This is a genomic window from Limnobacter sp. SAORIC-580, from assembly GCF_013004065.1.
Taxonomy (GTDB): Bacteria; Pseudomonadota; Gammaproteobacteria; order Burkholderiales; family Burkholderiaceae_B; genus Limnobacter; species Limnobacter profundi.
On record NZ_CP053084.1, the window covers coordinates 3,238,289 to 3,259,714 of the forward strand.

Genomic DNA, 21,426 nt, shown 5'->3' on the forward strand with positions numbered 1-21,426 from the left:
CATGTTGCATCGATGAGAACAACTCGCATGGGTGAATAAGGGTGATTTCAACCCCTTAGTTTGTTACTTTACACTAGTTCACAATTTAACATTCAGTGTATTTGAGCTCTCAACTTGATCTGCGCTCCCCAACGCTTTACAGCGTCCAGCACTTTGTCAATTTGCAAGGGCTTCACCAGCACTTCATCCATGCCCGCAGCCAGGGCCAACTGGTGGTCGGCCTCCATTACGCCCGCAGTTAAAGCCAGTATGGGCAGCTGCCGCAAGCCCATCTGGTCTCGCAGGTAGTGGCAGGTTTCCATGCCATCCATGTCTGGCATTTGCACATCCATCAAACACACATCCACATCGCTGTGATTAGGCTGACTAAGTACCTGAATGGCAATTTGCCCCGATTCAGCCAAAATAACTTTGGCCCCATGGGTTTCCAGAATTTTTTTCAGAATCATTAAATTCAGTTTGTGATCGTCCACTGCCAACACGGTTAAGCCAGCAAGAAACACCAACTCGTTTTGATTCAACAAACGGTTCACAGCGCTGGTCTTGCCCTGCGAATTGCCCGTGGCCTCTTGCAATACATTTTTCAAAGCCGAGAAAGAAACGGGTTTCATCAACACCGCATCAAGTTGGCCTGTGGAAAGCGGGTTTTGTACTTGCTTCACATCTTTGGGCCGCACCATCAGGGCAACCTTGGCAGATGCCGGGCTATGCGCGGCTTTCAGTTTGTCAGCCAATTCCAGCCCGCTGGTGTGGTTCAACTGGTTGTTAACCACGAACAATCGTGGCCGCTGCCCAGGGGGCAAGCTCAAAGCCTGCTCCGGGTTCAAAAAACGTTGGGGAACCACGCCGGTCCACTCCACCATTTGGGCCACACTTTCAAGTTGGGTTTGGAAACTGTCAATGACCACCACATCGTAAGCAAACCCGGTGGCAACAGGCGCTGCGCTGGCCTGCGAATCCAGGTTCAACATCAGCGAGAATGCAAACAGGCTACCCTGCCCCGGTGCGCTCACGGCCGATATAGTGCCGCCCATCAACTCCACCAGTTTTTGGCTCAAGGCCAAGCCAATGCCCGTGCCGCCGAAACGGCGAGAAATTGATGAATCTGCTTGGGAGAATGACTGGAATAAACGCTTCATGGCACCAGCATCCATGCCCAAACCTGTGTCTTGAACAATGAAACGCAACACGCAATGTTGGGTGTCCAGCTGATCCAAAGTTATGCCCACCTTGACATAGCCATTCTCGGTGAACTTGATCGCATTGCCCGCCAAATTCACCAGTACCTGCCTTAGTTTGGTTTCATCACCCACCAACTGGTCGGGCACATTGGGGGCTACAGCAACTACAAACTCGATGGGCTTGTCCGCCAGGGAACCCGTCATTAAATCAGCCAGCGAATCCATCAAGTGGCGGGCTGAGAATGGCCGGGTTTCCAACTCCATGGCACCAGCTTCAATCTTGGAAACATCCAGCACGCCACTGACCAAATCAATCAGGCCTCGGCCTGCATTTTCAAGTTTTTCAACAAACTCCAGTTGAGATGAGTCCAGCTTGCTTTGCTTCAAAATGTAAGCCAGCCCAACCACCGCATTCAGCGGCGTGCGAATTTCATGGCTGATATTGGACAGAAATTCTCCCTTGGCCTTGCTGGCCGACTCGGCCACTTCTTTGGCTCGTCGAATTTCTTCCTCAACACAGCGACGCTCGGTGATGTTCTGGAAGGCCCCCCGAATCATCCAGGGTTTGCGCTTGGTGCCTTCACCTTGCCAAATCACTTCACCAAACACATGCACCCAAATCAAGTTGCCCTTGTAGGTGCGCAACTGCAATTCCATGTTCACATCACTGCCGGTGCGGGCAGCGTCATCCAACGCTTTGGAAAGCTTCGCAGCGGATTCCTCGGGATAAAGTGCAATCGCTTCTTCCAGCGTAGGCTGATGCGTGAAGTCTGCTTCAACAATGTCGTAAATTTGTTTTGACCAACTTAACGCATGGGTGTTGACATCCAGAGTCCATGCCCCGACACCACACATTCGGCCAGCCACCTCCAGCAAGTGCGTGGTCGATGTTAAATCGGCCAGTCTGTTGTTGAGTTCAAGGGCCAGTGAATCGAGCGCTGCGGCCACATCACCAAGTTCATCGCCTTCCGGCAAATTGCAACGTGCATTCAAATTTCCCGCGCGCATTGCATTGGCCACATTTTCAATTTGCGCAAGCGGCCTAACCACCCGATAACGAATCAAAAGCAACAACAAGAAAGAATTCGCAGTAAACAACACAGCGAAAATGAACAGGATATTTCTGCGCTTCTGTGTCAGGGCCTCCTGCAGTGAAAACGCAGCATCTGAGACTTTGTAACTCAGTTCCGCAAGTTGCTCAGCCTCGGAAATCAAACGGTCGGTCAACACACTGCTGCGCCTTTCGTCCAAATCAATTTCCTGAGAAGTCAGCATGTGCGAAAAACCACTGAACAGGGCTGCAAAGTCGCTAAGTCGCTCCTCCAGCCTGGTGGAAATTTCTCCGCTCTCATCCGAAAAATGAAGGTGATCAAGCTCATCGGCAATCGATTGATGCACCACCCACCACTGGCGAATATTGGTCTCGGTCATGTAGGTCGATGCAGTGTGCGTCAACACCAGCATACGCGTGGACAAGCGGGAAATTTTGCGCGCAGCAACGCTTTGTTCCAGCACGTCATTGCGTTGCTGGTTAATGGAAACGACTGTGGCCGTTGCCACCAGGACAAGGCCAATTAGCAAAACCAAGGCGATGAATACGCCTTGTTTAAGTCGCAACAAAGGTTTCATGGGTACACAAAATCAACGGCGTTGGGTTTTATTTTTCGCAATAGACTGGAATCAATGAAATTCAAGAACTCGGGTTCGGCCAAGGCTGAGCCAACATGCCCTTCACGCCGAGCCCATCGGGCCTGACCCTGCACGGTAGTCAACAAGGACTGCTGCAAGGTCAGCTCGAACTGATAGGTGGACCAGGCTGCTTTTACTGTGTCAAGATCAATACCCACATCACGTGCCAGTATTCGTTTGGCCTCGTCGGGATTCTTCTTGATAAATTGAATTGCCTCATCCAGCGCGCCTAACACGGCAATCGATTTGCGGGTTTGTGCCAAGCGGTATTCGTTGCTAACCAGCAGGTTGAAGGTTTGGCTGTACAGTTTGGGCGTATCAATTACCGCAACATCTGCGCCGCCTAGCTCCAGTGCAATATGCCCCCAGGGTTCCCACACCGAAATTGCATCCACCTCGCCTTTGGCCAAGGCAGCCGCCAAGGCCTCTGGCCCCATGGGCACCGGTACTGTGGTTTTAGGGTCAATGCCGTTGTACAACAAAAACAAATCCATGTAGTAATGGGAAGAGGCCTTTTCCACATAACCAATTCGCTTGCCAGTCAAACCCTTGGTGCCACCTTTCACCGCCGCCTTCCGAACCACGAATTTCATGTCGTCTTTGTTGGTGTTGAAAGTGGTCACCAGGCCAATTGGTTTGCCTTGAAAAACCGCAAACATGAATGGCAGTTCTGAAGAAGTGGCCATGTCGACCCGCCCCTCCGTCAGTTCCTTCACACACCGGTTGCCACCCAGGCATTCAATCAACACCGGCTCAACCTTGTGCTTTGCAAACAGGTTTTTGTCTTTGGCCACAAAAAATGGCAAAGATAACGGCGATTTGGACACTGCAATGCGTGGCTCACTGGCCCATCCCAAGGAAGACAAGCCCATGAATGCACAAAACATGACGGTGGAGAAACGCGCAAGACGCAGGCGACTGAACATGGGGGCTTGAAATCAAAGTGATAACTCACCCACAGTGCGCGTTTTGCAAGGAAGCAATCGAAGAAAAAGGGGGCTTTCGCCCCCTTTTATTGTTACTTTACACTTATTGTCAATTTAACATTTGTAACACGCTCAGTTTGACGCCCTTTGCTGGCGTAACACCTTGGTTTGACCCACTTTGGCCGCCTGAATTTGAGCATCGGTGTAAGGCAAACGAGCCCAGTTTTTCTGGGAATACGCCTTGGTGTAATCGTCAAAGTGCGGATTGGCTGGGTCAGTCGAGAGTGAATAGGTCAACATGGCGTCGGCCTGTGGTTTGCCATTCGCATCCCAGGTCACAGCCTGAATGTAGCTGTTGCCGTACGTAACTTTGTAGCCTTCAGAATTCAGACGGCTTGGTTCTGTACTCACAATCGTAAACGCACCTTCAGGGCTTGTACCCCCGAAAATTGGCGTGGCACTGGCCTGTACTCCAGATTTTTGAATATTGCCCAAAGGCTCGTCCAGCGCAAAACCAGCGGCTTGTACCGCCAAAATTGCATCGGCCAAAGCAGCTGAGGTAAACGGATTGGCAATGTTCAATGTGTTGGGTGTGTTCACCGGGTCAACCGCATTGAAGCCATTGGCCCACAAATTGGTTGGCAATGACAATGGCACTGGCACATCAAACGGCAAATGCAGTTGAGGCACGCCCACAGGCAAACCACCAGGGTTGGCAATCGCCCGGCTCCAAAACTCACGCCACAAGTGTGCACCTTTGCTATCCAGGTTGGCTTTGCCATCCCAAGCACCCAAAGCGGCACAAGCGTCCGCGGTTTGCACTGGCATCAAGCTGGTACTCAACAACACGGGTACTTGGCACAGCGCATCCACCACCGATTGCTTGGCCAAAGTAGCGGAATAAATTTCGCTGTTCAGCGCAATGTCTTTCAGGTTGTCTTGCGTAAAACGGTTGCCGGGCAGTCCATCAGCCCCGCCCAAACGGCGTTCCGCTTGCAGGGTGCACAAGCGGGTACGCAAGGTACGCTCCGCATTTTCATCACCAATAATCCGGTTAAAACCAGTCAGCGGCTGACGTGGGTTGCTCAGCCAGTGGCTGTCGTTGCAGTTGGTTACATAATCGTCACGCTGAAGCGTGGGCAAGTTACCCGGGCCAAAAATGCCGGGCGCGGGTGCATCGGGGTCACTACCCCACTCGCAGGCTTCGCGTGAGCCATTGAGCACAGGTAAACCTGGTGACAACTGACCCACCACCGTGTTGAAAGGTTCTGCTGCACAATCGGCAATTTTTTCATCGGTCACATGCGGCACCACAGTCACGTCACCATAGTAAGCAGGCCTGCCCGGGCCACTGGCCACGGTGTTTACCCAAGGCACACCCAGTTCACTACCGTGCAAGCCGATAAACTCTTCCAGGGATTTGGCAAGGTTCCACTTGGCAAACTGGTTGATTAGTCGGTCATTCTCCAGGTTTGCATCGCGAAGCGTAAATGCCATCAACTGGTTCCAGCCTAGCACCGGCACTCCGCTGGCCTCCAGCACCAACATCGGCCCATAATGACTGCGATACATGGTGCGCTGCATTTTCGTAATGCTGCCATCGGCCTGCTTCACCTCAATTTCAGTGGGCAGGGCGATCATGTCGCGCATCTCACCCTCGTACATGTACTGAGTGGGGTTGGCCGGGTTGATTTGCAACTGGTAAAGCGTAAAGCGGAAAGCAGTTGAAACCGTGTGGCTCCAGGCCACGTGCTCGTTAAAACCAATCAACACCGCGGGCACGCCATAAAGGCCCACACCCATGATGTCCATGGCCTTTTCGCCATTCAGTTCAAGAATATTGTGGCTTAGGTACAAACGCTCTGTACCCTTCCATGGAAAGTGGGGGTTGCCGTACACCAGCGACTGGCCATTGGCGGTTGCGTCTTTGCCAAACGCGTACATATTGCTACCGAAGTGATCCTTGTTCTGCATGGCAGTGAAAGGGTTCGGGTTCGCCTTCAGCAAAGCCACTTGCTCGGCAACGCCGGGGGTTTTGGCTTTTTTACCCGCACTGGCTACAGGTAACGCAGGGGCTCCACCGCCCGCAGGCAAACCGGGCAACACACCCGGTGGCTGTGCATTGCCAATTTCAGTCACAAACACCGAGCTGCTGGCCAACACAGCCAGGCGCACAAAGCGGCGATACATGTCGTCTGTCGTAATTGGGGCCAGCCATTCAGCATCAGCACAAGCGGCATGCGCGGGCACCTTGCTGCCATCGGGCTGTTCATACTCATGCTCGCCTGCTTTCAATTCTGTAATGTAGCGGTTCACGCCATCGGCATAACCGGCCACTACGTTCTGAAAATCGGGAATGGTCTTGTCGCGGGTGCGCTGCCAGGCATTGCGGGTAATTCCATCAGCGCCTTCTTCTTCAAAGGCAAAAAGGCTTTTCCAGAAGAAGTCGCTGGCCACGTTGTTGGCCGTCGAGCCATTGGGCTCAATGGTGTAGGTGCCGTCGGGGCCAAAGAAGCGTGAACGCTCGCCTCGAATGGTCAACAGGTCCTCAAGAAATACGCAGAGGTTGTCTTGCGCAAAGGCGTAACCTTGCCCATAACCCAAGCTGCCGTAATCCTTGGCTCGAATGTGCGGCACACCGAAAGTGGTGCGGGTAATGCTCACATCGTATTTCAGGTTGGGATTCTCGTTGGGATTGGTTCGCCCATCGGTGCCAGCAATGTCGTTGTTGTTGCTGCCCAGGCAACCCGCCAACATCAACAGGGCAGCACTGGCTGCGCCCACCTGTAGACCACGCCGCAACGCGGCCTTGTTCGTCAAGCCTGTAATCACTGCTGTCTCCTCTGCTTTCATTCTGGGCCCACCTTAGTGACAGGCCTTATGTCAGTAATACCTCCGACAATTACAATTGGATTAAAAATCAGGGCTTTACTGACAGGCTTCAGTAAATTGCCAGTGCATGGTGCGCTCATCGAAAATTTCCGGAAGCTTGGTGTTAGCACCGATTCAATCCACCCCGTGCTTGCGCGACAATGTCAGTCTTTCCGAAGCAAACAAGCAGGCCCAGACACATGCAACCCTACAAAAACGATCAAACTGTCGCCCACTTCATCAACGGCAATTCCGTGAGCGTGGCTGGCAGCAAAACAGCCAATGTATTCAACCCGTCGCTGGGCAGGGTCGCCCGCCAGGTTGAGCTGGCCGATGTAGCCACTGTGAACAAAGCCGTGGAAGCTGCCAAAGCAGCATTGCCAGCCTGGGCCAACAAGCCGCCGCTTCAGCGCGTGCGCATCATGAACAAATTTTTGGCCTTGATGAACCAGCACCGCGACGAACTGGCCGCCATCATCACGGCCGAGCACGGCAAAGTATTCACCGATGCGCAGGGCGAGGTTAGCCGTGGCATCGACATCATTGAATTTGCCTGCGGCATTCCGCAATTGCTCAAGGGCGACTACACCGAACAGGTTTCCACCAACATCGACAACTGGACCCTGCGCCAGCCTGTGGGCGTGGTGGCCGGCATTACCCCGTTCAACTTCCCCTGCATGGTGCCGTGCTGGATGTTCCCCGTGGCGATTGCCTGCGGCAATACCTTCATTCTGAAACCCAGCGAACGCGACCCCAGCGCTGGCAACTTCATGGCCAGGCTGCTGAAAGAAGCCGGCCTGCCCGATGGTGTATTCAACGTGGTACACGGCGACAAACTGGCTGTGGAAACCCTGCTGAATCACCCCGATGTGGCCGCACTCAGCTTTGTGGGCTCTACCCCCATTGCCAAATTCATTTACGAAACAGGTGCCCGCAACGGCAAACGCGTGCAAGCCCTGGGCGGCGCGAAAAACCACCTGTTGGTGATGCCCGATGCAGATCTGGACCAGGTCACTGACGCACTCATCGGTGCCGCCTACGGCAGCGCGGGTGAACGTTGCATGGCCATTTCCGTGGCTGTGATGGTGGGCGATGTGGGCGACAAGCTGATCCCCAAACTGGCCGCCCGCCTGAAAACATTGAAGGTAACAGACGGCATGGATTTGTCAGCTGAGATGGGGCCAATCGTGACCGCCGAGGCATTGAAGCGCATTGAGGACTACGTCCAAATTGGCGTGGACGAAGGCGCCACACTGGTGGTGGATGGTCGCGGCCAAAAACCAGCCGGTTTCGAAACTGGCTTTTACACCGGCGGCACTTTGTTCGACCACGTCAAGCCCAACATGCGCATTTATCTGGAAGAAATTTTCGGGCCCGTGCTCAGCTGCGTGCGCGTGGCCAACTTTGCAGAAGGCCTGGATTTGATCAACAGCCACCAATACGGCAACGGCGTAAGCTGCTACACCCGCGACGGCAATGTGGCCCGCGAATTTGGCCGTCAGGTGCAAGTGGGCATGGTAGGCATCAACGTGCCCATTCCTGTGCCAATGGCATGGCACGGCTTCGGCGGCTGGAAGGCAAGCCTGTTCGGCGACATGCATGCGTACGGCGAAGAAGGTGTTCGCTTCTACACCCGCCAGAAATCCATCATGCAGCGCTGGCCAGACAGCATCGAGAAAGGTGCTGAATTCGTCATGCCCACCTCGAAATAAAGCAATTCGCGTAGACTAAGTCCAACTCAACTTCGGCTGCGCGAACTCTTCCTTGAACACCGAATTCAAAGCGGGCGCACTGGTCGCATTCGGTGGATACGCTCAGGCAATTGTGTATGGCATGTTGGCCTTTGCCCCATTGGGTCAGGCCGGTCTGGCATATGGTATTTACGCAGGTTTGGCCAGCGCATTTCTGGGCGGCTTGCTGGGCGCTTTGTTTGGTAGAGCGCCTGTTCAATTCGGTGGACCACGTTCTTCAACCGCACTGATTGTCGCTGGTTCCTTGCTCGGTTTTCTGCAAATTACCAGCAACCACTCAGATCTCATGCTGTTGTTGATGCTTGAAATTGCACTTGCGGGCCTGTTGATCGCACTGGCCCAACAACAGGGTGTAGGCAAGTTGATGCAGTTTTTGCCAGCCCCGGTGCTCATTGGCATGAACACCACACTGGGTCTTTTCTCAGCCTACAAATTGCTGCCCGCCATGCTGGGCTTTGCTGTGTACACCACCGCCCTGCAAGCCGCCAGCACCCCTGCCTTGTTTTCACCCATGGCGCTCAGTGTGTCGGCAATTACAGTTGCCGTGCTGCTGTACTTCCGCGCCATACGCCCCAACCCTCTTGGCCTGGTGTACGGCCTGGCCTGCGGCTTTGCGCTGCACGGCGTGCTGCTTTGGGCATGGCCCGGCACATTGCCCGTGCAAACTGTAGCCGCCATGCCCAACCACCCATTGTGGCAAAACCTGGATACAACCAGCCTTGTGGGCAGCGTTCAACAGGTGTCTGCCTTGTTGCTGGGTACACCTGGCCTGCTGCTTCAGGTGTTGGTGGGTGCGGCGGTGCTGGCCTTGCTGGTGGTGCTGGAAAGCATGCAATCGTTGTTGCAAGTCGACCAAACGCTCGGCACCCGGCACAACACCCGCCGAGAATTGAACACCCTGGCACTGGCCAATGTTCTGTGCGGCCTGGCCTTGGCGCTGCCCAGCTCAAACTACTTTTCCAGAAGCAACGCTGCCTTGGGTGTGGGTGCCCAGCACCGCCAAAGCGAAGCCTGGTACGTGGGCCTGCTGGGCCTGCTTTTGCTGCTCACCTGGCCAATTCTGGCTCAGCTGCCCCTGCACATTCTTGCCACTGCGGTGGCAGTCAGCTCCCTGTTTCTGATTCAAGGCAACACACTGGACTTGATCAGGCGTTTCGCAGCGCGCAGCACGCGCCGCAAAATGGCACCCACAGAACGCTTCACCGTGTGGGTGGTGCTCAGCATGGTATTTGTCACCGGGATCAGCAATTTGCTCATCGGCACCTTGGTCGGCGTGCTGTTTGTGGCAGCTTACTTTCTGCAACAACAATCCGGCAGTGGTCTGCGCAGCATTGAATCCAAGCCCGCGGCGCGTTCACGCAGCATGCGCCCGCGCGCCCACCGCCAACAACTCGACGCCGCCTTTGAACACTTGGCCTGGGTACGCTTTGAGGGCAATCTGTTTTTTGGCAATGCCCCTGCCATTGCAATACGACTACAAGACGAATTGGCACCGGCGCAATCCGCTGTGCTCGATTTCACCCACCTGCGCTACATTGACGACACCGCCTGCGACTGCCTTGAGCGGCTTTTCAAACAAGGGTTGCCACGCACCCAAACCGTGGCCGTGCTGCCCACACACGAACAAGCCATGGGCGGTGAACCCCTGTTGCACAGTTGCCTTGCGCGTCTGGGGATTGCCACACAAGGCCACATTGACGACGCCTTTTGGCACATTGAAAACCTGTTGCTGGGTCAAATCGCTTTCGACAATATGGCATACAGCGCCGATAGCACCCTTGAAAACAGCCACCTGTGCGATCACATGAGCCCTGCACAAAAAAAGGCCTTTTGTGCACACTGGTTAACCAAGACCCTGCCCGCAGGCCAAGCCCTGTTCACCGAAGGCGCTGAGCCTTGCGGCTTGTATGTGTTGCGGCAAGGGCAATTGAGTGCGTGGCACCACACCGGCCACAGCAATGAAAGATTGATGCGGTTTTGCCCCGGCAGCATGGTTGGCGAAATGGCACTGATTGACCGCAAACCGCGTTCAGCCACAGTGCGCGCAGACACCGACTGCACACTGCTATTTCTGCCCATTGCACAATTTGACCAGTTGCAGGAATACCAGCCCGAATTAAGCCAGATTCTTCAGAATAACCTCGCCCGCGAACTGGCCCTGCGCATTCGCCTGGCCAACCAAAGCCTCGCGCTGCTGCAATAAACCGTGCACCACTAGAGGAATTCCTCTTTGTGTACAGCCCCGCCTTGCCGTATTTTCTCGGGTGTGCACAACCTTGTAACACCCCATGAACAAAGCAGAATTCCAGAAACGTTACGGCAATTCAATTGGCAAACCCAAACTCAGCCTGTTATTGGGCGAGGCCAAAACACCATTCGAAGCCGCCAAGCTGGCCGTGGGCTGGCGTTTTCTTGCCCGCAAGAATGTAGGCCAGGGCCAAACCGTGTTGTTGCTTCCGGGCTTTGGTGCCAGTTCCAGCAGCATGACCTTCATCAAACGCTACCTGAATTCTTTGGGCTACAAGGCCGTGCACTGGTCTGCCGGTTTCAATCACGGTGAAGTGGGCAAACTGCTTCCACAGGTGATTGCCGACATCAAGGAACATTCCGAGCAGGCTCAAGCCCCGATCAAACTGCTGGGCTGGAGTCTGGGTGGCTACCTGGCTCGCGAGGCTGCACGTGAGGTGCAACAAAACGTGAGCCGCATCGTCACCATTGGCAGCCCGGTCATTGGCGGGCCAAAATACACGGCAGTAAAAACGCTCTACGACATTCGAGGGCTGGATGTGGAATCCATTGAAAACAGCACGCTGAAACGGTTCGAGCATCCAATTGTTTGCCCCATCGTCGCGCTGTACTGCAAGAAAGACTCCATCGTAAGTTGGCAAGCCTGTATCGACCGTTTCAGCCCCAATGTTGAGCACATCGAAATCGACACCCCCCACCTGGCCATGGGCGTCAGCAAGGAAGTCATGAACCTGCTGCCTTATGCCTTGGGTACACCGCTGAAATAGACGGGTATTCACCTGTGTCCTCCGGGCTTTTACTGACTTGAAACTTTTTGCCAGCAGCGTAGACTAAATTTCTAGTGGACGGTGCTCGCACTGCCACGACACAAGGCAACAAACCCTTGTGCCTGTACCCCCTTTTGCATGCAGTCCGTCCTGCAAATTCGCCCGCCGGCCCCAAGTCGGCGGATGCATCAAGACTGTGCGTCAAAAAGGGTTTCAACATGATCAGACAACACTACCAAGCACTCGAACACATCAGCGCTGGCGCCACTGACACCATTACGGTCAGCGACCCCAGTCGCCCTTTGAAGCTGACAGCCGATTCGCCAGCCTTCGACGCCATGACAGACCTTCGGCGTGTACACCCCGTGAGCATTTCGGGCTCTGAAACACTTGAGCAAGCCCGCACCACCATGATTGTGTGCGGCGTCAAACTGCTGTTCGTTCGCAATGAACAAGGCCATCTTCAAGGCCTGCTCACCGCCAACGACCTGGCCGGCGAGCGCGCAATCAAGGAGGCGTCATCCAGCAATCGCAATGTGCCCGAGCTAACCGTGAATGATGTGATGGTGAAACTGCCCGACCTGGAGTTTCTGGAGTTTGGCGCAGTGTCGCGCGCCGAGGTGGGCCATATTATTGCCACACTGCGTGAACACAACCGGCAACACGCGCTGGTGGTGGACAACCGCTCCGGCAAAATGCGCGTGGTGGGCCTGTTCTCCTCCACACAAATTGCGCGACAAATGGGTATCCCAGTGATGGACCCAGTGAAGGCCAGCACCTTCGCGGAAATTGAAGCCGCAGTGGCCGCCGCTTAAGCTTTCAACAATTCGACCACCAAAGGGTGGTCGATTCCCTTCAAATTCCACACGCCATGAATTTCCTCGTGCAAATCAGGGCATTGCCCCAGCAGACGCAAACCGCTTAAGGTACCCGCGTCGTACACACCCAAACGGCTCACTGGAAACACACCCAGGCCACGGGCTGCAAACACCGACATCAAGGCACTGTCTTCAAATTCGCCCACCACATGGGGCACAATTCCCTGCTGCTCAAACCAGTAATTCAAGTCTATCCGCAAGCGGGAATGTCCAGTGGGCAGTAACACCGGCAATTCAGCCAGGCATTGTGGAAAATTGTTCACACTGCTTTTTTTCACCCACCTCGAAGCGCCGAACCAATCCACCGTGGTTGTATTCAGCACCCGGCTTTGCATGCGCAAGTTGGGGTTGGCTGGCGGGGGCTGCCCGGCAAACACAAAATCAAGGTGGTGCAAAGCCAACTCCGCCAGCAACTGCTCGGGTTCGCCTTCATGGCAAGTCAGGTGCAGGTCTTCCGTATCCAACACAGGCTTCAACAAGGCATGCACCGCCAGTTTCGAGATGCCATCGCACAAACCCACCCGGAAACGCTTCACCGGTTTGCTGGCCACCGCCCGTACCAACTCCGGCAGGCTTTGGCCCAGTTGAAAAATTTCCTCGGCTTTGGCAAAGGCCACCTGCCCGGCTTCAGTCAATGCCACGCCACGCCCATCCGGCTTTAGCAACTGATGCCCCAAGTCTTTTTCAAGTTCGCGCACCTGCGCGCTGATGGTTTGAATGGCCATGTCCATTCGCTCGGCAGCACGTGCAAAACCACCTTCTTTGGCGACCATCCAGAAGTAATGCAAGTGGCGGTAGTTCATCATCTGCGGCACCTCAACAATTTAACTGCGTAAAAACCGAAGTAATAGTTCATTAAATACTGGTTTTTTCGAAATCACAACTGGTACACCATGGCGCCGTGTTCAATTCAACCCTCATGGAGTATCAAAGTGGACGTTTTAATGGAATTCATGCACACCGACTTTCTCGGCACAGCCGCATGGATTTGGCTGTTGTTTGTCGGTATTGTGGTTGCGCTGCTCGCCTTCGACCTCGGCGTGCTGCACAAAGATGACCACGAAATCGGGGTCAAGGAAAGTTTGCTGCTCTCGGGCGGTTACATCACTGCAGCCTGTCTGTTCGGTGCCTGGGTGTGGTGGTACCTGGGTTCTGAGAGCGGTATGAACTACTTCACCGGTTTCGCGATTGAAAAATCACTGTCGATGGACAACGTGTTTGTCATCGCCATGATCTTCTCGTTCTTCGCCATTCCCCGCCAGTATCAGCACCGCGTGTTGTTCTGGGGTATTTTGGGTGTGATCGTGTTGCGCGCCATCATGATTGGCCTGGGTGCCGCACTGGTAAAAGAATTCAGCTGGGTGCTTTACCTGTTCGGTGCCTTCCTGGTGATCACCGGTATCAAAATGTGGTTCATGGCGGACAGCAAACCCGACATCGAGAACAACCCGATCCTGAAGTTTTTGCGCAAACGCATGCGTGTCACCGAAGGCCTGCGCGGCAATGCTTTTGTGGTGAACGAACCCGACCCAAAAACCGGCAAAGTGGTGCGTTTTGCAACCCCCCTGTTGTTGGCCTTGGTATTGATCGAGTTTGTGGACCTGATTTTCGCGGTTGATTCTGTGCCCGCAATTTTTGCGATCACCACCGACCCGTTCATTGTGTACACCAGCAATATTTTTGCGATCCTGGGTTTGCGTGCCCTGTACTTTGCACTGGCCGCAATGATCCATCGCTTCCACTACCTGAAGTACGCCTTGGCAATGGTACTGGTGTTCATTGGCAGCAAAATTTTCTTGGTGAACTTCATCGGCAAATTCCCCCCTGCCTTCTCGCTCAGCGTAACCTTGGGCCTGATCGCCGGTGGTGTGTTGTTCTCGCTGTGGAAAACACGCGGCGACAACAAGCCTGAAAAACTGGAACACGCCACAGAAAGCAAGTAAAGTTCGCGGCAAATAAAAAGGCCGGTGATTTTAAAGTCACCGGCCTTTTTTATTACCTCATCATTTACTTGGGTTGCTTCACAGCTTCAATGGTGATCAGCACTTTCACCTCCGGGAAAAAACCACGGTCCACGGCGTAACCCAAGTCGAAGTCAGTGCGCTTGAATTCAGCCACTGCATCCGCACCGCACACCTCGGCTTTTTTCATGGGGTGCATAATGCACTTGAAGGTGTTGATCTTCAAAGGCACAGGCTTGGTAATCCCCTTCAAGGTCAAATCGCCCAGCACTTCAACAGGCTTGTCACCCTCAAAGCGCATTTTGCTGGCTTTGTAGGTAATCGTGGGGTGGGCTTCCACATCAAACATGTCCACGTCTTTGGCGTGCTCGTTCATCTTGCCATGGCCAAAATCAAGGCTGGCCGCATCAATTTCAATGTCCACGGTGCCGGTTTTCTTCGCACGGTCCAAAGTCACCATGCCCTTGGTTTTTTCAAACTGGCCACGCCACAACGAAAGCCCACCCATGTGGTCCGCCTCAAATGACGGGAAAGTGTGGCTTGGATCGATGATGTAAGTGTCCACCGCCGCATTGGCTGCGCTCAAAGCACCGAACATACCCAGTGCAAGCGCACCGCCCAACATTGTTTTTGATACTTGCTTGAACATCCCTAACTCCTTGTTGTTGCTGTATATATCATGGCGTGCCTGCTCACTTGGCAGGCATCACCAATTTAAAATCGATCACCACTTCATCGGCTACAAGGCTGGTGTCGCCCCACTCGCCATCGGCGCCCACTTTGTACTCCAGGCGCTTGATCTGGGTTTTGCCGGTGAAGGTGTGTTTGCCACCCGCTGTCTGAACTTTTACCGGAAACTTCAATGGTTTTTTGATGCCTCGAATGGTCAAATCGCCGGTGGCCTGCAAATTGTTGCCACTGCCGGTGACACCAGTAATCACAAAGGTGGCCTTGGGGTGATTTTTTGAATCAAACCAGTCTTTCCCCGCAACCTCTTTGTTGTACTCGGGGTCGCCCAGATCATAACTGGCGGTGTCTACGCCAAGGGTGGCTTTGGTGTCAGCTGGCTTGGCTGGGTCATACTGCACGTCGCCTGTAAATTTCTTGAAATTGCCACTCACTGGCACATTGAACTGTTTGAATGTGGCCTTGACTTCACTTTGTGTTACATCAATTGGCGCGGCCAGGGCGGACATGCTACAAACTGAGAATGCCAGGCCTGTCAACGCCTTGGCGAATGAGTAATTCATATGAATCCTGCGGGGCTTTAAAACAATCGGCAATTGATCGAAAAATTAGTCGGCTCGCATTCCGGGGATCATGCGGCCTAAAATGCCGTCGCGATCCAGAACGTGATGCTTCAAGGCCATCAACACATGGCCCACCACCAACAAGACCAAGCCTTTGCCTGAAAGTTCATGCAAGGTTTTAAACAACTCTTTCAATTCCGCATTTTTTTCAATCAGCACCGGCAGCTCGATTACACCAAACCACACCACCGGATAACCCGAGGCCAAACTGTACAGGTAGCCAAACACCGGCACACCCAACATGAACAGGTACAAGGCCAAATGCCCCAATTTGGCCAGCAGCACCGTGTTGTGCCCCCAATGTGCCGGGTATTTGGGGGTTTTCGACAACATTCGAACCACCATGCGCAACAACACCAAGGCAAACAAGGTAACGCCCAGCCACTTGTGCCAGTTGAACAATTTCAACTTGAACGGCGTAATGCCGGGAATGTCCACCATGTACAAACCCACGCCAAATGCCGTCAAAATGCCCACCGCCATTAACCAGTGAACCACCACCATGGGCAAACCGTAGCGATGGTTTTCGCTCAATGCACTTTTCAAAATCTCATCCCTTTGCAGCACAGGCTTGCATTTTTCAGCAATAAATAGTTGGGTTTAAAGCCTTTTTCAAGATACAATTTACAGTTGTTTTGCAGCTGCGTACATGCCGCAAGGCTTAAACATCAATCGGGCACGCCCGCAGGCGCGTCCATCGGCGTTTGTCAGTCAGTATTGTGCAGCCCTAATAATTACGTTTCAACCAGCGCTTTCAATCAGGACGTCGTATGAGCGATTCAAACGAACACGAACTTCTAATCAAGACACCCAAGCAACTTATCTATGCAGTGGTTGCCGCGTTTGTCATTCCGATTTTCGTCATTATATTGCTGGCTTACTACGTCAGCAGCAGCGAAAAGCCCGCCGCTGGCAGCAATGCATTTTCCGAAGAATCCATCGCCGCGCGCCTGGCACCTGTGGGCACGGTTGACTTCGTCGATGCCAATGCACCCAAGGTATTGAAAACTGGCGAACAGGTTTATGCCGCGGCTTGCGCTGCCTGCCACACCGCTGGCGCAGCGGGTGCTCCCAAAACCGGCGATCAAGGCCAGTGGTCAGCCCGCTTGAGCAAAGGCTTCGACACCCTCTGGCAGAATGCGGTGAATGGCATTGGTGCCATGCCTGCCAAAGGCGGCAATTCCGACCTCGACGACATCGAGGTAGCCCGTGCAGTGGCCTACATGGGCAAGGAAGTGGGCGCAGATTTCAAAGCCCCTGAACCTGCTGCTCCCGCCGCTGAAGCAGCCACTGAGCCAGCTCCTGAAGCTGCAAAGTAACTCGCGAAACAATTGGCAAGGCAAATAAGCCAGCTGTAAAAAAACCCGCCTGATGGCGGGTTTTTTTATTCTGTCAGCAGCATGCCAACGCCACGAAATATCAGCATGGCGTTTTCCACCACATCTTCTACAGGTTTTTTGCAGCCGTCCAAGCTCCAACGGGCGGCCATATAAAGCACGGACCCCACCAGGCCCGAGGCCAACAAAGTGGAATCCAGGCCTTTCACTGCCCCGTCCTTTCGCTGTTCAATCAGGGGTTTGGCCAGTGTTTCCAGCATTTCCACAAAGCTGTACAAAGTTTTCAAGCTCAATTCTTCCAGGTGCCGGTTTACCGTCAACACCTCGACCAACAAAATTCGGGCGGCCTGCGGGCTTTCCTTGAACTGGCTAAAAAACACCATCAAACCTGTGCGGGTGGCCTGCTCCAGGTTGTCGTCTTCCATACCCAACAACACCTTCTGCAGTTTCTCGCGCAAGGTGTCTGTAATGTGCAGGTAGCAGGCGGTGAACAAAGCCTCTGCATTGCTGAAACTTTCGTAAAAGTATCGCTCAGTTAGCCCCGCCTCCTGACACAAACCTTTCACCGTGGCCGCATGGTAGCCGGTCGACCCGAACACCTTGATGCCGGCTTCAATCAACTTGAGTCGCCGCTCGGCCTTGCGGGTTTCATTGGACACCCCACGGTAACGACGCCCTGCGGCTTTGGCAATTTGCTCCGGTGCTTTCGCATTCATAATTGGAAGATATACTCAAAAAATAGGCATTGACAGTATGCAGGCCCAACATTAAATTGACAACCACGATTGTCAAATTACAGCTATAACACAGCACATTGGAGACCGACACATGAAATCATTCAACGGCAAGGTTGCCGCAATCACTGGCGCCGCATCTGGCATGGGCCGCACCCTGGCGCTTCAACTGGCCAAAGAAGGCTGCCACGTGTCCATCTCCGATGTCGACACCAAAGGCCTGGCCGAAACCGTGAAACTGGTGAAAGCAACGGCACCCAATGTCAAGGTCACCAGCCAGCAACTGGACGTATCCAACCGCGAAGCCATGTACGCTTGGGCCGATCAAACCACCAAAGACCACGGCAAGGTTAACCTGATTTTCAACAATGCAGGCGTGGCCTATGCAACCCCGGTTGAACACATCGACTATGACAAGTTTGAATGGATCATGGGCATTAACTTCTGGGGCGTGGTTTACGGCACCAAGGCATTCTTGCCACACCTGAAAGCCTCGGGCGAAGGCCACATCATCAACACCAGCAGCTTGTTTGGCCTGTGTGCACAACCTACACAAAGCACGTACAACGCCACCAAGTTTGCCGTGCGCGGTTTCACGGAAAGCCTGCGCCAGGAACTGGACATGATGAACTGCGGCGTATCTGCCACCAGCGTTCACCCCGGCGGCATTAAAACAGCGATTGCCCGCAAAAGCGTGGCCTCTCCTGAAATTGAAGAGTTCACAGGTGCCGACTCTGAACAGGGCAAAGAATTCTTCGAGAAGTTCTTCATTACCAGCGCCGAAAAAGCAGCCGACATTATTTTGAAGGCCGTGAAGGGCAACAAGCGCCGCGTGCTGGTTGGCCCAGACGCTGTCGCCATGGATGCCATGGTGCGTACCCTGCCTGAAACCTACCAAGCCATCATCGTGGGTCAAATGAAAAAAATGCGCGACAAGCAAATTGCCCGCAAAAAGCGCAAAGCTGCAGAAAAGCAAACACAGAGCGCATAACAACGCCTTTGGACTTTGACAGCGAAACGCGGTTAGTCTTAAGACTGCCGCGTTTTTTTATTGGGGACTTGATTTGAGTTCAACGAACATTCAAAAAACCTTGCTGCTAGTTGGCGCTACCGGTGTGGTGGGTCACCATGTGTTGGCACAAGCCTTGGCGCATCCGCAAGTGGGCAAGGTGGTCGCACTTACCCGCAAGCCACTGACACCTCACCCGAAATTGCTCAACCAGCTAATTGACTTCAACGCCATCCCGGGAGAGGCACCGTGGTGGCAAGCCGATGCGGTCATTTGCACCCTGGGCACCACCATCAAGGTGGCAAAAACAGCCGAACAGTTCCGCTTTGTCGATTACACACTGGTGGCTCAGTTTGCGGCACTCGCGGCACAGCATTCAGTGCCTTGCTTCGTGCTCAATTCGGCCATGATGGCGAACGCCAAAGCGAAAGGTCTGTACTTGCGCACCAAAGGCGAGGCTGAACAAGCTGTTAAAAATTCCGGCATTCCGAGCGTGGTCATTGCACGCCCTGGTTTGCTCGACGGCCAGCGTGAAGAATTTCGCCTTGGCGAAGAAATCGGCCTGGTGGCCAGCCGCTTGTTCAACCCGCTTTTACCCAAGCGTTTGCGCAGTGTAAAGGTTGAAAAACTGGCGCGCATCATGTTGCAAGAGGCATTGAAAGCCGAACCCGGTGTGAAAGTTCTGGAGTCAGAAAACTTTCAGTAAGCAGATTTCGTAGAACGGCCTAAAATTGCAATCAGGTTCCCACTTTGGTGAGCATGCCTTTCAACGCACTTAAGCGGTCTTTTGGGCTCATTTTGGGCGTGTCGTCGGGCAGGTCTTTGTCGGTTTCCAGCTGAAGTTCTTTGATAAAACGCGATGGAAAACAGCTCACCAACTCACGCGCTTTCTTGCGCTTCCTGCACCAGGTAATGTTCAGGCTACGTTGCGCACGGGTAACACCCACGTACATCAGGCGGCGTTCTTCTTCCAGCCTGTCATCGGTCAGCTCGCGCCCTTCCCCGTCGCCAAAACTTGGCAAAATACTTTCCTCGCAACCAATCAAAAATACATGCGGAAACTCCAGCCCCTTGGCGGCGTGCAGCGTGCTTAGCTGCACAGCATCAGGCCGGGTGCCGTCGTCTTGCCGATCCAGCATGGTCATCAACGCCACCTTCTGGGTCAGGTCCAGCAGGGTTGAACCTTCCTCCTCGCCTTTGTCGCCCATCCACTTCACAAAGTCGAGTACGTTTTGCCACTTGGCTTGTGCACCGCGCTCGTCTTGCTGCTCGTAAAGCCACTCCTCGTACTTGATGGTGCTCAACAATTCATTAAGCAAATCACGCGCAGGTTCTCGTTGTGCCCGGTATTCCAGTTTGTTGATGAACGTACCGAAAGTGCGAAGCGCATCGACCATACCTGCATTCAAGTGGCTTTCAGCACCGGTTTCAAACAGTGCTTCAAACAATGAAACACCACGCGTTCCAGCGTAAGTGCCCAAAGCCTCGAGTGTTTTCTGACCAATGCCACGCTTGGGCGTGGTCACAGCGCGAATGAATGCGGGGTCATCGTCCTGATTCACGAGCAAGCGCAGATAGGCAATCACATCCTTGATTTCAGCGCGTTCAAAAAAACTTTGCCCGCCGCTCAAAATGTACGGAATTTTCTGGCGGCGCAAAGCCTGCTCCAGAATACGCGCCTGAAAGTTGCTGCGGTACAAAATAGCGTAGTCACCGTACTTGGCTCGCCGCTCGAACCGGTGGCCGCTCAGCATCATGGCCACTTGCTCAGCCTCATGTTCATCATCGGCCATGGGGCTGATCACAATCGGCTCGCCCGGACCATGGTCGCTCCACAACGTTTTTGGAAACAATTTGGGGTTGTTCTCGATCAAGCGGTTGGCGGCTTGCAAAATTCGCAAGGTCGACCGGTAATTCTGCTCCAGCTTGATCACCTTCAACTGCGGGTAATCTTCAGTCAACTGGCGCAGGTTTTCAATGGTGGCGCCGCGCCAGGCATAAATGGCCTGATCATCATCACCCACCGCAGTGAACATGGCGCGTGGCCCTGCAATCAAGCGCAACAAATCGTACTGGCAAGCATTGGTGTCTTGCACCTCATCCACCAGCAAATAACGCAAACGGTTTTGCCACCGGCTGCGCACTTCTTCGTTGCTGGCCAACAGGCGGGTGGGTTTCAAAATCAAGTCATCAAAATCCACAGCCTGGTAAGCCGCCAAGGTGGCCTCGTAGCTTTTGTACAGGCGTGCAATATCACCTTCTTCTTCGGTAGTGGCCTGCGCCAAAGCAGCGTCTGGGTCCACAAGGCCGTTTTTCCACAGTGAAATGACACTTTGCGCCTTGCGTATCAACTGCTTGTCGGTGGTGCTGTACAGCTGTTGTACCAAACCGTAAGTATCGGTCGCGTCCAGAATCGAGAAACGTGCCTTCAGCCCGGCATGCTTGTGTTCTTCCCGCAAAATTCGAATGCCCAAGCTATGAAATGTACACACCAACAAGCCCTTGCCCTCATTGCCGTGCAACAGCTTGGCCGCGCGTTCTTCCATTTCCTTGGCGGCTTTGTTCGTGAAAGTAACCGCTGCAATATTCTTGGCGCTCACGCCTTTGTTTTGAATCAGGTGCGCAATTTTTTGGGTGATCACCCGTGTTTTACCCGAGCCCGCACCCGCCAGTACCAGGCAGGGGCCGTCGACATAATTCACAGCTTCGCTTTGGGCTTTGTTCAGGCCAACAGACATACAGGGGGGAAACTCCAGGGGAAGGCA

The 21,426-nt window shown here is 53.8% G+C and carries 17 protein-coding genes; 8 read left to right on the forward strand and 9 right to left on the reverse strand.

Annotated features, from left to right (window positions below):
- Positions 1-92: 92 nt before the first annotated feature.
- The 3 genes from HKT17_RS15205 to HKT17_RS15215 all read right to left on the reverse strand — a co-directional run bounded on the left by HKT17_RS15205 (position 93) and on the right by HKT17_RS15215 (position 6,649).
- Complete coding sequence (locus HKT17_RS15205; RefSeq protein ID WP_171101242.1) at positions 93-2,810, reverse strand: response regulator; 2,718 nt, start codon at positions 2,808-2,810, stop codon at positions 93-95.
- A complete protein-coding gene (locus HKT17_RS15210) occupies positions 2,807-3,796 on the reverse strand; it encodes an ABC transporter substrate-binding protein (RefSeq protein ID WP_171101244.1) in 990 nt (329 codons plus the stop codon). The genes HKT17_RS15205 and HKT17_RS15210 overlap by 4 nt, the downstream gene beginning before the upstream one ends.
- A 132-nt stretch (positions 3,797-3,928) precedes the next feature.
- Entirely contained in the window at positions 3,929-6,649 is a 2,721-nt protein-coding gene (locus HKT17_RS15215; RefSeq protein ID WP_171101246.1) for a penicillin acylase family protein, read from the reverse strand.
- A 218-nt stretch (positions 6,650-6,867) separates the two neighbouring features.
- Here HKT17_RS15215 and HKT17_RS15220 point away from each other — a divergent pair, with 218 nt between their 5' ends.
- The 4 genes from HKT17_RS15220 (at position 6,868) to HKT17_RS15235 (ending at position 12,247) form a co-directional block, all read left to right on the forward strand.
- Entirely contained in the window at positions 6,868-8,379 is a 1,512-nt protein-coding gene (locus HKT17_RS15220) for a CoA-acylating methylmalonate-semialdehyde dehydrogenase (RefSeq protein ID WP_171101249.1), read from the forward strand.
- A 52-nt stretch (positions 8,380-8,431) separates the two neighbouring features.
- Complete coding sequence (locus HKT17_RS15225; protein WP_171101251.1) at positions 8,432-10,621, forward strand: cyclic nucleotide-binding domain-containing protein; 2,190 nt, start codon at positions 8,432-8,434, stop codon at positions 10,619-10,621.
- 85 nt (positions 10,622-10,706) lie between these two features.
- The gene (locus HKT17_RS15230) at positions 10,707-11,432 is read left to right on the forward strand and encodes an esterase/lipase family protein (RefSeq protein WP_171101252.1); all 726 of its coding nucleotides are present in this window, start codon (positions 10,707-10,709) and stop codon (positions 11,430-11,432) included.
- A 218-nt stretch (positions 11,433-11,650) separates the two neighbouring features.
- Positions 11,651-12,247, forward strand: a complete 597-nt coding sequence (locus HKT17_RS15235; protein WP_146106596.1) for a CBS domain-containing protein — start codon at positions 11,651-11,653, stop codon at positions 12,245-12,247.
- On the opposite strand, the gene HKT17_RS15240 is transcribed toward HKT17_RS15235, so the two are convergent.
- Positions 12,244-13,116 carry a LysR family transcriptional regulator gene (locus HKT17_RS15240; RefSeq protein WP_171101254.1) on the reverse strand — a complete coding sequence of 291 codons (873 nt, stop codon included), beginning with the start codon at positions 13,114-13,116 and terminating at the stop codon, positions 12,244-12,246. The two genes, HKT17_RS15235 and HKT17_RS15240, sit on opposite strands and share 4 nt — an antisense overlap.
- A 138-nt stretch (positions 13,117-13,254) precedes the next feature.
- Between HKT17_RS15240 and HKT17_RS15245 the strand changes: the two genes are divergently transcribed.
- A complete protein-coding gene (locus tag HKT17_RS15245) occupies positions 13,255-14,253 on the forward strand; it encodes a TerC family protein (protein WP_369907283.1) in 999 nt (332 codons plus the stop codon).
- A 64-nt stretch (positions 14,254-14,317) separates the two neighbouring features.
- Here HKT17_RS15245 and HKT17_RS15250 read toward each other — a convergent pair whose 3' ends face one another.
- From HKT17_RS15250 to HKT17_RS15260, 3 genes are all read right to left on the reverse strand, one after another.
- Entirely contained in the window at positions 14,318-14,896 is a 579-nt protein-coding gene (locus tag HKT17_RS15250) for a YceI family protein (RefSeq protein WP_171101570.1), read from the reverse strand.
- Between the two features lie 67 nt (positions 14,897-14,963).
- Complete coding sequence (locus HKT17_RS15255; protein WP_171101256.1) at positions 14,964-15,521, reverse strand: YceI family protein; 558 nt, start codon at positions 15,519-15,521, stop codon at positions 14,964-14,966.
- A 45-nt stretch (positions 15,522-15,566) separates the two neighbouring features.
- A complete protein-coding gene (locus HKT17_RS15260) occupies positions 15,567-16,127 on the reverse strand; it encodes a cytochrome b (RefSeq protein WP_240965849.1) in 561 nt (186 codons plus the stop codon).
- Positions 16,128-16,351: 224 nt separating this feature from the next.
- On the opposite strand from HKT17_RS15260, the gene HKT17_RS15265 reads away from it, so the two are divergent.
- Entirely contained in the window at positions 16,352-16,900 is a 549-nt protein-coding gene (locus HKT17_RS15265) for a c-type cytochrome (RefSeq protein WP_171101261.1), read from the forward strand.
- Positions 16,901-16,965: 65 nt separating this feature from the next.
- On the opposite strand, the gene HKT17_RS15270 is transcribed toward HKT17_RS15265, so the two are convergent.
- Positions 16,966-17,634, reverse strand: coding sequence for a TetR/AcrR family transcriptional regulator (locus HKT17_RS15270; RefSeq protein WP_171101263.1), 669 nt, complete (start codon positions 17,632-17,634; stop codon positions 16,966-16,968).
- A 112-nt stretch (positions 17,635-17,746) separates the two neighbouring features.
- On the opposite strand from HKT17_RS15270, the gene HKT17_RS15275 reads away from it, so the two are divergent.
- Together HKT17_RS15275 and HKT17_RS15280 are read left to right on the forward strand one after the other, a co-directional pair.
- Positions 17,747-18,643: an SDR family NAD(P)-dependent oxidoreductase gene (locus HKT17_RS15275; RefSeq protein ID WP_171101265.1), complete on the forward strand. Its 897-nt coding sequence runs from the start codon at positions 17,747-17,749 to the stop codon at positions 18,641-18,643.
- A gap of 73 nt (positions 18,644-18,716) precedes the next feature.
- On the forward strand, positions 18,717-19,367 hold the full coding sequence (locus tag HKT17_RS15280; protein WP_240965850.1) for an NAD(P)H-binding protein: 651 nt from the start codon (positions 18,717-18,719) through the stop codon (positions 19,365-19,367).
- Between the two features lie 31 nt (positions 19,368-19,398).
- Here HKT17_RS15280 and HKT17_RS15285 read toward each other — a convergent pair whose 3' ends face one another.
- Entirely contained in the window at positions 19,399-21,399 is a 2,001-nt protein-coding gene (locus tag HKT17_RS15285; protein ID WP_105027737.1) for a UvrD-helicase domain-containing protein, read from the reverse strand.
- Between the last annotated feature and the right edge of the window lie 27 nt (positions 21,400-21,426).